Origin of the sequence: Candidatus Tisiphia endosymbiont of Beris chalybata (assembly GCF_964026555.1) — a bacterium.
Lineage (GTDB): Bacteria > Pseudomonadota > Alphaproteobacteria > Rickettsiales > Rickettsiaceae > Tisiphia.
The window spans coordinates 584,444-598,600 of the sequence record NZ_OZ032159.1 but is presented as its reverse complement, the minus strand read 5'-3'; the positions used below and the strand labels follow the sequence as shown (position 1 = coordinate 598,600).

The window sequence follows — 14,157 nt, the reverse complement described above, 5'->3', positions numbered from 1 at the left end:
AAAACTTGGAGGTTATTATGAATCTATATAAACTAATAGTTAAGCCGGCTATACTACTTCTAAGAACGGTCGGTAATTCTTTCCATTTTACAACTGGCTTTTCTGGGGAAGATAATAATTATATACGTATTACTAAACACTATGAGGAGGAGGACAATAAACCTAATCTCATTGAAATTTATGATTATTCCGAGCAGTTGCCAGTTCTAGACAAGATATTTCCCATTGATAAATACGATAGCATATTTGCCGAACCCTGCCTAGGACCCAGTATTCTTACAGAAGTAAGTCCTAAATGTACTAATGTCAGTCAGGCAGTATGTACCCTGATCTCTACTACGGTTTATCCTATGACACATTGTATAATTAATGCAGTGAATCAATATATTCGGGGTCCGATAAGCGAATTGCAAGAGCCCGATATACCAGAATGGTTATTTAAAGAAGTAAATTCCTTAAACTCCAATTCAGTAGAAAAGCATGAATTGTTAGTTGATACCATAAGTGCTCCCGATTCATTCAAGATAAGATCATCAAGAGAAATAACACTTGATGCAGAAGCAAGAAATAGCTTAAAAAAATTAATAGATAATGCTGTTTCAATAGTTAATTTTGGATTACGTGTTCCGCTGGAAAAAGCGCAAGAGGTAACTAATTGTTTAGAGAATCATTATGCTAGGGGAAAAATTATTGTGTATAATCAGGCAGGCATTAAGGTTTTTGTGTCGAAAGAGTTTAAAGGTCACTTGAAGATAGCGGAATGTATTATAAGTGCAGGAGATATTTATATTCAACAAGCAGTATTTAAGCACCAAACCGGTCCATTAAATACTTTGCTTTCTAAAGCATTTACCCCCCTTTATATTAAAATCAATAGTGTGGAGGAGAATATAGAAGCGAATAATATTATAGGGATTTGCCTTAAAGGCTTAACAGATAATGAAATGACATTTAATAATTTAGGCGATCAGGGTTATAGTACTGCTTCAAAGAAAGGTATTAACGTTGCTCATAAGTGTATTGTTCCACACAAGATGTCAGTTACTAGCCTTTATATGGGTGCTGAGGTTTCAGAGGAGTACCGCTCGAAACTGCACGCTAAGATACAGCATCTTGTGGCTCACGATATAGAAGAGGCAAATAATTCTATTCTTAGCCCTCGCGCTCTTAATATTTCCGCTCAAATAATGAAAATGATGCATAATGATAGTGAGGAAATAAATGAAGAGAGAATGACCACGTTTAGGCAAACGCTATTAAATAGTATGCTTGATACAGCTAAAGAAGAACAGGACCACAACGGTAAGGATAATGGGGAATGGAAAGCATCCTTAGATTTGATGAAGTCTTTCATAGAGATAGCTTTAGGAATTATCTCTTTAATAGGAATATGTTGGCTTGGAATAAAAAAAGGACCGATAGTATATAATAAAATTGTTAAGTCCTTACAAAAAAATGAAGAGGCAGTAGAAAATAGCAATGAAAATAATTTACAGGAAGTAAGCCAACCTAATATACAGCCTAGCCTAGAAGAAAGAGATAATGTACTAATAGTTTTAGAAAATATTAACCCTGTACAACCAGTTGAATGCCGCCCAGAAGGAGAGGGCAAAGGAGAGAGAGAGCCTTTAATACCCGCTAGTAAAATAATGGCTAATATCGTCCGCAAGGAAGCAGAAATATTTCCTGCTGTAGGGGGGCAAAACAGCCTTGTGTTTCTAGATGATACAGGAGAACTAGCTGTAGTTGGGACAAGTAATCATTATAGTGAATTGATCTGAAGTAAACAATAAAGCTATTTCTCGCTCTTTATAATATACTTCTTTGATCTGTCAGAGCCCTCATTTTATTTTGAAGGGGATGAGCACACAAATCCCTGATAAAATAGACCTCTTTCAAAGCTCGCATTGAGCTGTAATTTGTACGTTGGACCTAGGCTCAGACCCTTACATACACCCTAGTGCGCTGTGGTTTGTGGCGAAGAGTCTCCTTCAAATTCTCTGTGAGATGTGAGCTTCGAAAAAGGTCTAATAAAACCCCATTCTTGAAGTGCGTAGTCCACTGAAGTCACGATAAATTAACGTAACAAAACAGGAGGTTAAGATGAATTTAAAAAAACCCTTTTTACTATTTTTGCATGCCTTCGGTAGGCTTGCTAACCCTATTTTTGCTAGAGAAGAAACTATAATCAACTTAGGAGAAGTTGGTGCTAGGAGCGATGTAGCGACGCCTATATATAACAGGCAAGCGATGAGTGACGATGTCACCAACTTCTCATCAATTGACTATATAGATAATAATATAGGGTATTCCTACCAGCTTATTACTCAACATTCTTATAACTATAATCCAGCCCCCCATTACTGGGAATTAAAGCTGCTACCCCATATGGTCCCACAGGGAAGGGAATATAATGAACTGTATGATCATTTTTTTACTAAGGAGGACTTTGAGAAAACCGTTTTAAATACTACCTGTCCTTCTATAGAAATTATTGATATTCAAGAAAGTAATTACTGTATGAAGGAGTTCTTCCCTATTTGTCTTCGAGTAGAAGAATTAACCGTGAGGGTTGCTGACTGTATAATTAATGATTTGAATGCCCTAATTTCTAGTCGATTACCTGATATTAGAAAGCTTGGGTTCTTTAACGATCAAAAGGTAATTATAAATGAGACCCAGGAACATCACGCTTATGTTAAGCGTTCTGTGAAAGAGAATCAAACAAATGTAGATACAATAGGAAGCGAGGTGGGGCTTTATAATATTGATCATTTTGAACGAGATATGTTAAAACTATTAACTATACTTAAACACAACGTCTTTCCTCAGCATGCTGAGGTTCGTGCTACCTTAATGAAATTATTAGAGGGTAATCCAGCGAGTTCTTTACAGCTACGTGTGGACGAAAGTATTGCACCTGTGGTACAGAATTGTATAAGGCGGATTGGTAGTAAGGATATTTCTTCTTCTAAAAACTCTGATGGTAGCATCACAACTTTTACCTCTTATAAACCAGAAAATCTAGCCCAATGTGCGGTAGATAATGGCGAAGTTGCCCTGAATGATATTAGCTTAAGCAATAACTTAAGTGATATTGATTTACTCAGTAAGTGGTTTAAATTGCAATATATAAGGCTTAGTAGCGCAGAAGGGAATATTGATAAGAACGGTTATTTAGGGGTATGCCTAGGTTTTGATGACAATATAAAGGATTCTGGCATCTACAATCTTAATGCGAGGGGGTATGCGGTTATTGATAAGGTGAAATTTGTTTTTGCTGTGAACTGCGCAATAGCCGGTACTAATCTTACTGTGATCTTATTAAATAATGATGCTGCTCCTTCCTATTATAGTCACTTAAAGAAAGTTTTGCCTTATATTATAAAAGGTGAACAACTAGCGGGATCTGGCAAAGAAATGAGCCCCGAATATCGTCAGGCTATGATTCACTTAAATAAGCCAATGTCGAACGTTAGCGAGGAGGAAATTGCAAAAGGGGTGAATCAAATGATTCAAAATATTATGATAAATAAATTAAAGCCCACCCCCGTTCCTGAGCAAGCAGTAGCAGCCCTAACGCAATGGTGGGATAGTATTCATCCCGATCTAAGGACTTTCATAATAGCCCTGGCAGTAGGATTGCCATCCTGCGTTGCGTTGTTGCTTAAGTTAGCGCAAAAGAAAAAGGTATTATGTTTTAAATATATTGCTCCTGCGCCGCAGGATATAGAATTAGAAAACGTCAATGATCAAGAAAATGCTCCATTAGCAGGAGGCAAAGTTAATAAGTCATATAATGCTGCCGAAGATGCAGATTTAGCCGCAATAGCATTAACAGCAATTGCAAATAGTACATTAGTAGTCCCCCAAGCAGTAGATCCTAAGCTACTACAGCCAACTAGCTTGTTAAGCCCTATCCCGCCTGCCACAGTTAGCAAGGAAGCCTCAAGTATGCAAGTTAGTAATGCTGCCCCCCTGAATCAGCAGAAAGAAGTGGGAATGTTAGGAGTGGATAGTAACGATATGGACATTTGCTATGAAGTAGTGACTTCTTTATAATACCATTTCCTAAAACTAAATTAGCATTAGGAATATGAGAGCGCTGCGGTTTTGCACTCCCAGTTTGTCCCCAATTCCCTGTGAGATGCGAGCTGCGAACCAGGTCTAATTTATGTGCTTTTTCTGTAACAGTTTTTCTTTCTGTTACACAAAGTTATGATAATATCATTTGTGACATATTCGCCACTAGAATTATTTTGAATCCATTGCTCATTGAGGAAATGTGTTATTAACGGACTATTAGATGAGCGCTCCTCTGGGTTTTGGCTATTGATTAATTCTTGGACAATGAATTTTTGGAGAGCGGGATCTAACATATATTGTTTAGGTTCAGGATTTTGTAATAATTGTAATATTGCTTGAATAACTCCCCCAAATAATAGGCCCCGTGTTAGTTGTATATCTTTAGCGGGCACAGATTCACCAGTATTATCTAGATTTATAGGATATCCTCCTTGCAATATTCTAATTACGCTATTATTTATCGGGTATTCTGTATGTAAGGAATATTCTATATCATCAAGCACATCTATGACCTTATAAGAACGATCTTGAATCATTTTTAATAAGGAACAAAATTCTATATCCTGCGATGAGCAACTAATGAAGTTCTTAACACCCTTGAGCTTACTTAAATCTATGGAGGTAGTAATATCTTCCCCGGTACAACCGAAAATATATTCTGCTTCTTGGAATAGTAATTGCTTATCCTCCATAAGCTTAACAGAACCTAATAAGTCATATCTGTCACATATCTTGTCGTACACTATTACCGTATGGCCAAGGGATAAAAGCATCTGCACAATCGCTCGTCCTATTACTCCCAAACCTACCACCCCACATACCGCCTTATTAGTATGTACTGGCAGGGAAGGCATTAATTTAGTGATGACTGCTTTAGCAATCATAGGAGATTCTAGTAATTGTTTTGCCGCAGAGTAGGCAACATTAACCGTTGGTAAAGCGATATTATTTTTTGTGATATAAGACATACCCGAGGAAGTTTGTTCTACGACAAAGATCTGATAATTTTCCTTTAAGGCCTTTGGGCAATTAGCAATAGTTTTGCCGCCATCATCAAGAATAATAATAGTGTCAGAGTTAGTATTAATTATCAAGTTAGTAATTTTATCCCACATATTGATGAGGTCAGAATTAAAAGAATCATTGAAATAACCGAGTTGTGATGGGCGAGAACTGGGATGGTAATTTGCTCCTATATTCATTAGCTGCTTCACCACCGCAGGGCAAGAGGAATATATTTTACCCATAATATGGATATTGTTTGGCTTAGCCTTAAGCAATATTAAGGATTCTATGATATCTATAGTAGTAAAAAGGAGATGCTGCACACAAACAAAGGTAATGTTTTCTAAGTTTAGAGGAGAAGTAGATTTGATGCGGTCTACAATAGATTTTAAAATGGGTAACATTAAATTGTACTCAATTAAATGAAAATTTAAAAAATAGGGGTTATTGATTAAAAAATAAACATTAATAAACATTAATAATAAAATTTTGTATAACAAAAAAGACTGGCTAGTTTTAGGGTAAGCAGTAGAATAGTATGGAGTTACTGCGGTCAATATTGTAGCCTGAGGTATTTACTGGTGACACTTGATTCTGCAGGATTCGGTTATGCTCACGTATTCTCATACGCTGTGCAACCTCACCTTTAAATTCAAGACTCACCAGCTAAATCACTTTGGCTATACGTTACAATAGGTAATTGATAATGAGCTAACGTTAATTCTGGATAAGAGAGTTATGAATATATAGATTAAAGTCAAGTTTTGTGGAAGGTTTAGTTTTTTTTAGAGAATAAGCAACTAGGGTAGAAAGAATATGAACAAAAGCATTAATAGGAGATCTATGTCTTGTATGTTCAAGATTCATTTTATTTTTTAAAAAATCAAAAACTGTTTCAATTAAGTTTCGTTTTCGAAGCAAGATTTTTTCCTTTAAATCCATTAATTTATTCGCCATATTTTTCTTAATTCCATGAATCATTTTTAAGCCTCTTTCATATAAATTTAAAAACAAATTTTGCTTGATATATCCCTTGTCAGCGGCCATAATGCCAGTTAATCCTTTAGTTAATTGCGCTACCGGAACTCTATCATCTACATTACCATTAGTCACTTTTAATGCCATAATTTCTCCTTGGTTATTAATTATTAAATGTAATTTAAAGCCATAAAAATATCCCATAGAGGATTTACTATGTTTGGCTAATCCTTTAAAAACTTTATTACTATAGCGTCGTTTATTGTGACAAGCTTTAATTGTTGTAGAGTCAATAAAATAAATACCTGTTTCTTGCCCAAATAATAAATGAATCAACATATTTAAGGGCATGAATAATCGCGGCATTAAAGCAACAAATCTGTTATAGCTTAGGGCGCTAGGGAAGTCGTTCTTATGTAAATATTCGACGTAAGTTTTATAGAAAAATTTAAAGTTCTTAGCATGCGATGTATGAAACATAATTATTATTGTTAACATTTCGCTTAAACTCATATTACAAGCGCGATCTCTCTGCTTATTGGATGGTAATAATTTGCTCTTTTCATATTCAAGATAAATTTTACAAAAATCATCTATAAAACTATATAATTCTGTGATATCTTTCTTCATGCCTACAGTTTGTTTTTTTGTTCAAAAACTTCAATACTGTAGGTTGCCTCCCTTGGCAATCCTTATTATCTATTATCCTCCCATATTCCCCTTATCCAGAATTAACGTGAGCTAGCTATATCGTAGTAAGAAACGAAATTCAAAATAGACTTCTTTCGAAACTCGTACTCGAGCTGGTAATTGGGAAAATGAGTTTAAGCGGGATCTTTAGCTGCATCTTTAACTGCATCTAATACTACATTGCAGTCTATAGACTAGTTAATATATACTACTCGTCTTTCAAAAATTGTTTTTTTATTTTATCATGGACTCACGTACTCACGTACTGGCATGTATAGCTTAGGTTACTATGATACATACACGAGAGTACCCGGGAAGCATAGTAGTCATGCATATTTGAAGATAAATACCCTGTACGTACCTTAATGGACTATACTATACGCAGCAAACGCTCGCCATTTAAAATAAAATCCAATTCTTGCAGTACGAGCAGTATACTACGTTTTTGCGCTCCTCATCTCCTTCAAATTTTCTGTGCGGTGCGAGTTTCGAAAGAAGTCTAATGTATAGCTTATATCATTATGATATATTTATGATAGTATGTGGGAAGTATAGTATTCATGTATGCTTGAAGATAAATGCTCTGTACACACCTTAATGGTCTATGCTATGCAGAACGGGGGGAGAGCAGTGTAAGAGCTAATTCAAGACGCTTTACTATATAGAGCTTCACTCCTCATATTCAATACTTATACAGCCATTAAAAAAAGTAGAGGAAGAGCAAAATATCCTGTTATGTCCATTGGATTCATTATAATTTAGGAAACGACTATCATTTGCTGCTATATGTTTACTTGCTACTATTTGCCCAAATGGGTCATGCCCCGAGTGAAACATTTGAAATTTGACGTTTTTCATTAATTGAGCACTAGGGTGCTTGATTTGATGGATTATATCCAACAATATAGCTAATAATTGTTTAATCTCTCTTTGATCTTCAATTATACTTGGCGGATTTTTAAAATATGGTGAACTATTAGGGAGAGTTGGTAAGCTCAGAGAATAATATAATTTATTATTTTGGTTTGTAAGTGTTGCAGGCTGCATGATAGTAGGTATATAACCCTTTAGATTGTAATCATCAATATAAACTTGCTGTATTAACTGCCTCGGTAAAGCTTGATCATTGGTAGAAGGTTGAAAGGCTACTACAAATTGTTTAGTAATGGAAATTAAATATTTAATAGTGTCAATTAAGTAGGGCCTTGACTTTAAATTACGGTTGTTAATCTCCTGAGTAAAAAATGACCAGAGTAGACTAAACTCAGTAAAATCTCCTAATGGGCTAAATTGTAACTGTTGCCAGCCTTGTATAACCAGGTAGTTAACAAATTTTGCGTAGCCAATATTGTTTGTTTCTTCAAACCATTGATTAGTAAACACTAAAATGGTATTATGCCAACAATCTTTTGCTGCAGAATATTTATTAATCTCAACGAATGTTTGCCAGTGATCTACAAGGTGGTAGGGAAGATGAATATTAGTACCAAATTTCTTTTGGATTCTATTATGTCCTATCATATCTGAAATACTTGGTAGCATAAAAACCGAACGTGCTCCAGCACTGACATTCCAAAGAGGCGGATGGAGATAGGGGTGTGCATTAATATATTGATTACTTCAAATAGGCCAAATAACTTTCCAACTGCAAGCACCTTAAGAGGAATCACTCTGTCTTTGATCTTAACAAATACTTCACTAGAATTATGGAGAATAAAGCTAAGAGGAATAGGGCTATAGGACAATTTTTGTCTCACCGATTCTGGCACTCTTGGATCTTTGATAGAGATTATCTTGCCATCTATAGTAGGAAGACTAAAATCTCCTTCGTTAACAATAGAAGCGCCGTAAGGATAGTGGATTTTAAATAGAGAATATTGGTTAGATGTATTAACTTGGTCACACTTTTCTGCTAATTCCCGATTTATTTTATATATCTCATCTCTAATTTCACCCCATTTGACCTCTTCAAGATTAAATTCCAGTTCCTTATTCATAAGTATATTCAATTATTGAATTTAATGTGAGTTTGCTCCTACTACTACAAATTAAAGTGAGTAAATACAAAAAGATTGAGTCTGCTCATATACTGTTAAGTATACGCTGTGTTCCTCTCGCTTTGCTGCGACCTAGCTCTTCTTGAAGTGAACCTTCCTCTCTCACCCCTTCAAATGCGCACAGTATACGTGGCTACCTGCAGATTCAACTGATTCCAAACTTAGGTTTATTTATATTAACTTATACATATAATTACTATATTGAACAACAATTATTTAATAGGTTATTGCTTAATAAATTACTCTTTATTCTAATGATAATAGTATAAAAAAACCTTCTATAATCTCCTCCTAAAATCAGGTTCTATTATTGCCGACCATTTTAGGTCTTATACCATTTCCCTATTATAAATAGATATATGAACAATTACATATAGATTTTATAGTTTCTATTGAAATAGATTGAATAAATTCAATTACAGCATCTTCAAGTTTAGTTAAACAATCGTAAACTTTATTTTTTAATACCGAATCTTTTAAATGTTGCCACAACCTCTCTACAGGATTTAACTCTGGACTATATGGTGGTAAGTACATAATCTCAATATTAGCTGGTATTGTAAGACCTTTATGCCATCCAGCTCCATCCATCACTAGTATAACTTTTGTAGTTATATGTTTCGCAAATTCATTAAGAAAAACTTGCATACAGGCCTTATCAACATTCGGAATAATTAAACTAAAAGAGTCTCCATCTCTATGATTTGTAGCAGAATAAAGATAAAATGATTTAAATCCCAGCTTTGTAGGAACTGGAGTCCTACTGCCTTTTTCAAACCATCCTAAACCATGTTTTGTATTGGTCCCAAACCTAGTCTCATCAAAAAAATAAATAGGTACCATAGGATTATCTTGGTGTACTTGTTGTAGATTTTTTTTTGAATTCTTCTTGAGAAGATGTGTCAGCTTTGTAATGCCTCTTTCTACCAGTAATATGCCTAAACCCAAGTGCCCCTAGCATTCTATGTATACTAGATTTTTCTATATCTATATCAAATTTTTCTTTTATCACTATCTTTAATTTCTTAATCGTAATACTACTGTCTCTCTTTATCAAAGTTTTAATCTCATCTTTTTGAGCAGTATTTAATTTTGATCTAGAAGGCTTTGCTATGTTCTTGAGACCATCAATGCCTTGATCTCGAAATAGAGCAACCCATCTATGTAGCGAAGATCTGTTGATATCATAAACTTCCGCTACTTTCTTAATACCATGCTTACTCGATGCTAGTATGGCTTTTAATCTTGTTACTACAACACCATTCTTCCCTCCGTTATTCAAAGCTTCCCTTGCTTTTAATACTAATTCGTCATTTATCATTTTTGATACTTTAGGCATTTCCTTGTTACTTCCTATTATTTCATTATTACCTAGCTTTATATCATAAATTACTCATTCTATCAATCTAATATCTCTGCTTATAATGGGGAAATGGTATTACCTAATTACTCTATATATGCTTTTTTAATAGTATCCCTCCGTATCAATATACCGGGGGTCATAACATAATAGAATGGATATAAAAATTTTTAATTAGAAGGTTATATGTTTAATAAAGTTAAGAGTATTCAGCTTGAGGCGCAAAATTCAGAGCAGATAAGGATTAAAGAGCTAGAAAGCAAGATATTAGGTTTATCAGGAAATGTTTTGGCGCTCAGGAGTGAAATAGGCGTCAACCATAAAAAGCTTGAAAATTATTTTAAGATATTAAGCAAACAAATATATGAGATGAAAAAGGATTTAGATTATTTACGCAGCTATCTAGATATAGAGGTTGATGAGGTGAATAGTAGCGAGAATGAAGAAGGGTGGATTCAAATATAATAGCAGTAGCTAGAAGCTATAGTCAATTAATATAAATTATGGACATATATCGTAATGCGCCCCGAAAACTAGAGCAGTGATAGAGAGACTATTTTATGTTAAAATAAATATAAAATAGGAGCAGTCGAAAATGAGTAAGCCAAAAAGTTACAGTAAAGAATTTAAGTTTAAAGTATCGCTAGAGATGATCCGAGGAGATTTGAGTATTGCTGAAATAATCTCAAAATATCAAGTTCCAAGGTCGGTAATGACAAGGTGGAAGAAACAATTTTTGGAAAATGGTGCTGATATTTTTAAGTTTAGCTATGAAAACGGTAATTCCTCTAGTTCTACAAGCGAAATAGAGAAACTGCATGCAACTATTGGCAAATTGAAGGTAGAAAACGATTTTTTGCAGCTCGTATCTGCCAAGTTGAAACTATAAAGAGGAAAGTGATGGTAGATAAGGATTATAAAGATTTAAGTGTTCGTCGGCAAAGTCAGCTATTGAATCTGAACCGCTCCAGCCTATATTACAAGGATTCGGAGAAGGATCAAGATAATTATTTAAGTAATAGAATAGTTGAGATCTATAGTAATTATCCGATATATGGTTACCGGCGAATAACGGCGATACTTAGGAGAGAAGTGGTAATTGTTAACAGCAAAAAAGTCAGGAGGTTGATGAAACTAATGAATTTGCAAGCAATTTACCCTTCGATTAATACAAGTAAAAGAAACCTAAAAGAAGCTATTTATCCATATTTGCTATCAGGGTTAGAGGTTATAAAGCCAAATCAGGTATGGCAGGTGGATATCACTTATTTAAGGGTACAAAGTGGTTTTATGTATTTGGTTGCATTAATCGATGTTTATACTAGATTAGTAGTAGGATATCGTTTATCAAATAGTTTAAATACAGAGAGCTGTTTGCTAGCGTTAGAAGATGCTATAGCTAAATATGGGAAGCCGTCGATAATTAATAGTGATCAAGGTAGCCAGTTTACCAGCGAGGATTGGATTAATGAATTGAGGAGATGCGTCATAAGCATCAGCATGACGGGCAAAGGCAGGTGTAACGATAATGCCCATATTGAGCGTTTATGGCGATCGTTTAAGTATGAGGGGTCGTATTTATACCGGTGTACTTCAGTTTTAGAGTTGAAAAATAATATCCCGAAATGGTTGAATTGGTATAACAATCAAAGGCCCCATCAGGCTTTGGAGTACAAAACGCCGTTTGAGATATATAGTGGATTTATGGATAAGTCTTGCGACTTACCCACAATTCCACTATTACCACAACAGCTACAAAATTATAAAAATAATATTTTTGTAGATAGTTTATGAAAATAATAGTCTCTCTATTTAAAGCTTTTTTGGTCTAAACATAGGGGCGCAGTTCATATCGCTCATTGCTCTACCATCTTATCTCTAGGCTTCGCGCCTCTCTCCTAGCCCCTAACTCATCTTAATTAACTAGGCAATCTTATATATTAGACCTCTTGCATAACCTAATCTAATTGGTAATTTTGTTGTCGAAACTCCTCTCTGTTCCTCACGTACGTCTATGTACGCTGCGGTACTCGACTTCGTTTCTCCTAAAAATTCTTCAATTATCTTTAGGTTATGCAAGAGGTCTATTGCAGAAATTCCGTTAATTTCTAGTAAAGCTATCTGATAAAGCTTAAGTAATGTTCAGCTCCTTGGGTAGGAGGATATAAAAAAACTAACATTTTTCTTGACAGCGCTACGTTCACCGAATACAGTTTTGAAATATAATAATTAAAAATTGCGCCTTACTTTAGAGATAAGTTCTAGAACATTGTTGCTCCTTACAGAATATCATAAGCAGTAAGTTATAATAGTATCAAGTAGATTTTATACCGGCTATGGTTGGGTGATAACTTCAGCATTTACTAATTATTAAGATCTTTCTAGTTAATCTTTTATTCCTAATTTATGATTTCCTAAAGTGTGACATTAATGAAAAACTTTAGTAATATTATTAGCTGGTGCGGCCTTACGTTTAATACCGATTTACGCATTATCTTAAAAATATTTTTGTTAACTTTTGCTATTTATACAAGTGGGATAGCTGGTTATTTTTATTTTGATTTTCAAAGAGAGGTAAAACAAAATGCACTAACGTTAGAAAAAAAATATAAAGAATTTTTTTTCCAGGCATATTTAATCTTACGCTTGGCTGAAGAAAAGTTAACAATTCCTAACCCGCAGGAAATAGTATCGGTGATAAATGATATGCACCGTTTGCTTAAATTTAGCACGAAAAATTTAATATTTAAATCTATAGTTGTCTTGTATAATCAGAACACCTTCAAGAAAAAAGGAATGCTTAATCATTCTAAATATTATAAGTTACTTAATAATATAGTCCTTAATACCCCTAAATTAGTAAAAAAAAATAATAACACTTTTTTTATTGCACATAAAATATCTAATAATCCCGAGTTAATAATTTTAGGAATATGGGATAATATCAATATTAGCAAGTATAAAAATATTGCCCAGGGAGAATTAAGAGATACCAATATAGTCATGGATCTATATCAGCAATATCTCAAGCAAGAGGCGACTAATTTCTTAATTACCGGACACCAAGCCCTTAAAAATAAATTAAATCACTATATTAACCAATATGTGATAGGGGGGGCTAACCTATTATTTGGTATACTATTTATTTATTTCTACTTGCGAAAATATACTAACTTTAAATTTAAAGATTTAAAGATTAAATTAGAAAACAAAATAAAAAAAGTAGAAGCTTGTAGTCAGCAGATCGCAAATCTCCATAAAAAGAATAATGACCTCAGTATGTTATTAAAGGCCCAGAAAGAATCAAATAAATTATATCTTGAGTTTCTTTTACAGATTTGGCTCAGGATAAAAGATGCATTAAGGGAAGTACAAGCTAATGAGGAATTAATAATTAATAGCGGTAGTGCTAACCATATTAAGTTTCTTATAAAACAAAATCTTAATGCTTTAGCAAGCTTAGACGGGAGTCTGCTCACTTACCTAAATATTTCTGAGGTAAATATTAGCAATCTAGTAAAAGAGTTATTCACTATATTTAATTATGAAATCTTAGAAAAGGAAATAGCTTTTTTTCCTGAAGAGGATAAAGATTTCTGCGTCGAAACTGATAAGTTATTGTTATCATTAATTTTATTTCAGGTAATCGAGAATTCTATAAATAGGTTATCTAGTAATAAGTTCCTAACAATCCATATTGTAGCAAGGGAGGATTGGATAAATTTCTTGATAATCGATGAGGGATATGGCGTGATTCCTTTATACAGTAAAAAGGGTAATTTATTTTTTTTAGAGGAAGAAGGGGTCAAGAGATTGGCTAAAAAATTAGGGATCATAATAAGTGCCTCACAAAAAAAAGGTATCAATTCTACTTCTATCAAAATTCCTCATCTTATCCCTCGCAATACTATTAACCCTAAAGTTACTAAGCTTAGTGAACCTAATATAATTCAACTGGCAGACTATAAAAAATAGACTTCC

13 protein-coding genes are annotated in these 14,157 nt (G+C 34.0%); 6 read left to right on the top strand and 7 right to left on the bottom strand.

What is annotated here, in order from left to right; genetic code table 11:
• The first annotated feature begins 17 nt into the window (after positions 1 to 17).
• Both AAGD44_RS02915 and AAGD44_RS02910 read left to right on the top strand, forming a co-directional pair.
• On the top strand, positions 18 to 1,781 hold the full coding sequence (locus AAGD44_RS02915; RefSeq protein ID WP_341764495.1) for a hypothetical protein: 1,764 nt from the start codon (positions 18 to 20) through the stop codon (positions 1,779 to 1,781).
• A 322-nt stretch (positions 1,782 to 2,103) separates the two neighbouring features.
• Positions 2,104 to 4,062 carry a hypothetical protein gene (locus AAGD44_RS02910; protein WP_341764494.1) on the top strand — a complete coding sequence of 653 codons (1,959 nt, stop codon included), beginning with the start codon at positions 2,104 to 2,106 and terminating at the stop codon, positions 4,060 to 4,062.
• A gap of 110 nt (positions 4,063 to 4,172) precedes the next feature.
• On the opposite strand, the gene AAGD44_RS02905 is transcribed toward AAGD44_RS02910, so the two are convergent.
• The 6 genes from AAGD44_RS02905 to AAGD44_RS02880 form a co-directional block, all read right to left on the bottom strand.
• Positions 4,173 to 5,567, bottom strand: a complete 1,395-nt coding sequence (locus tag AAGD44_RS02905; RefSeq protein WP_341764493.1) for a hypothetical protein — start codon at positions 5,565 to 5,567, stop codon at positions 4,173 to 4,175.
• A 241-nt stretch (positions 5,568 to 5,808) separates the two neighbouring features.
• Positions 5,809 to 6,699, bottom strand: a complete 891-nt coding sequence (locus tag AAGD44_RS02900) for an IS982 family transposase (RefSeq protein ID WP_341763461.1) — start codon at positions 6,697 to 6,699, stop codon at positions 5,809 to 5,811.
• A 729-nt stretch (positions 6,700 to 7,428) separates the two neighbouring features.
• Positions 7,429 to 8,301: a hypothetical protein gene (locus AAGD44_RS02895; RefSeq protein ID WP_341764492.1), complete on the bottom strand. Its 873-nt coding sequence runs from the start codon at positions 8,299 to 8,301 to the stop codon at positions 7,429 to 7,431.
• Positions 8,277 to 8,756 (bottom strand): hypothetical protein, encoded by a 480-nt coding sequence (locus AAGD44_RS02890; RefSeq protein ID WP_341764491.1) that lies wholly within the window; start codon positions 8,754 to 8,756, stop codon positions 8,277 to 8,279. Before AAGD44_RS02890 ends, AAGD44_RS02895 begins: the two co-directional genes overlap by 25 nt.
• A gap of 405 nt (positions 8,757 to 9,161) precedes the next feature.
• Positions 9,162 to 9,659: an IS630 family transposase gene (locus AAGD44_RS02885; protein ID WP_341763542.1), complete on the bottom strand. Its 498-nt coding sequence runs from the start codon at positions 9,657 to 9,659 to the stop codon at positions 9,162 to 9,164.
• A gap of 4 nt (positions 9,660 to 9,663) precedes the next feature.
• Positions 9,664 to 10,155, bottom strand: a complete 492-nt coding sequence (locus AAGD44_RS02880) for a helix-turn-helix domain-containing protein (RefSeq protein WP_341763541.1) — start codon at positions 10,153 to 10,155, stop codon at positions 9,664 to 9,666.
• 207 nt (positions 10,156 to 10,362) lie between these two features.
• On the opposite strand from AAGD44_RS02880, the gene AAGD44_RS02875 reads away from it, so the two are divergent.
• From AAGD44_RS02875 to AAGD44_RS02865, 3 genes are all read left to right on the top strand, one after another.
• Positions 10,363 to 10,641 (top strand): hypothetical protein, encoded by a 279-nt coding sequence (locus AAGD44_RS02875; RefSeq protein WP_341764490.1) that lies wholly within the window; start codon positions 10,363 to 10,365, stop codon positions 10,639 to 10,641.
• 130 nt (positions 10,642 to 10,771) lie between these two features.
• Positions 10,772 to 11,065 carry a hypothetical protein gene (locus tag AAGD44_RS02870; RefSeq protein ID WP_341763459.1) on the top strand — a complete coding sequence of 98 codons (294 nt, stop codon included), beginning with the start codon at positions 10,772 to 10,774 and terminating at the stop codon, positions 11,063 to 11,065.
• Positions 11,066 to 11,076: 11 nt separating this feature from the next.
• Complete coding sequence (locus AAGD44_RS02865; protein WP_341763476.1) at positions 11,077 to 11,970, top strand: IS3 family transposase; 894 nt, start codon at positions 11,077 to 11,079, stop codon at positions 11,968 to 11,970.
• A 129-nt stretch (positions 11,971 to 12,099) separates the two neighbouring features.
• Here AAGD44_RS02865 and AAGD44_RS02860 read toward each other — a convergent pair whose 3' ends face one another.
• Positions 12,100 to 12,255, bottom strand: coding sequence for a palindromic element RPE1 domain-containing protein (locus tag AAGD44_RS02860; protein ID WP_341764489.1), 156 nt, complete (start codon positions 12,253 to 12,255; stop codon positions 12,100 to 12,102).
• 351 nt (positions 12,256 to 12,606) lie between these two features.
• On the opposite strand from AAGD44_RS02860, the gene AAGD44_RS02855 reads away from it, so the two are divergent.
• The gene (locus AAGD44_RS02855; protein ID WP_341764488.1) at positions 12,607 to 14,151 is read left to right on the top strand and encodes an ATP-binding protein; all 1,545 of its coding nucleotides are present in this window, start codon (positions 12,607 to 12,609) and stop codon (positions 14,149 to 14,151) included.
• Positions 14,152 to 14,157 lie beyond the last annotated feature (6 nt).

Coding starts and splice junctions, on each gene's coding strand:
- AAGD44_RS02875 (WP_341764490.1), top strand. CDS start 10,363: ATGTTTAATAAAGTTAAGAGTATTCAGCTTGAGGCGCAAAATTCAGAG.
- AAGD44_RS02910 (WP_341764494.1), top strand. CDS start 2,104: ATGAATTTAAAAAAACCCTTTTTACTATTTTTGCATGCCTTCGGTAGG.
- AAGD44_RS02900 (WP_341763461.1), bottom strand. CDS start 6,699: ATGAAGAAAGATATCACAGAATTATATAGTTTTATAGATGATTTTTGT.
- AAGD44_RS02885 (WP_341763542.1), bottom strand. CDS start 9,659: ATGGTACCTATTTATTTTTTTGATGAGACTAGGTTTGGGACCAATACA.
- AAGD44_RS02905 (WP_341764493.1), bottom strand. CDS start 5,567: ATGTTTATTAATGTTTATTTTTTAATCAATAACCCCTATTTTTTAAAT.
- AAGD44_RS02890 (WP_341764491.1), bottom strand. CDS start 8,756: ATGAATAAGGAACTGGAATTTAATCTTGAAGAGGTCAAATGGGGTGAA.
- AAGD44_RS02870 (WP_341763459.1), top strand. CDS start 10,772: ATGAGTAAGCCAAAAAGTTACAGTAAAGAATTTAAGTTTAAAGTATCG.
- AAGD44_RS02880 (WP_341763541.1), bottom strand. CDS start 10,155: ATGCCTAAAGTATCAAAAATGATAAATGACGAATTAGTATTAAAAGCA.
- AAGD44_RS02895 (WP_341764492.1), bottom strand. CDS start 8,301: ATGCTACCAAGTATTTCAGATATGATAGGACATAATAGAATCCAAAAG.
- AAGD44_RS02865 (WP_341763476.1), top strand. CDS start 11,077: ATGGTAGATAAGGATTATAAAGATTTAAGTGTTCGTCGGCAAAGTCAG.
- AAGD44_RS02915 (WP_341764495.1), top strand. CDS start 18: ATGAATCTATATAAACTAATAGTTAAGCCGGCTATACTACTTCTAAGA.
- AAGD44_RS02855 (WP_341764488.1), top strand. CDS start 12,607: ATGAAAAACTTTAGTAATATTATTAGCTGGTGCGGCCTTACGTTTAAT.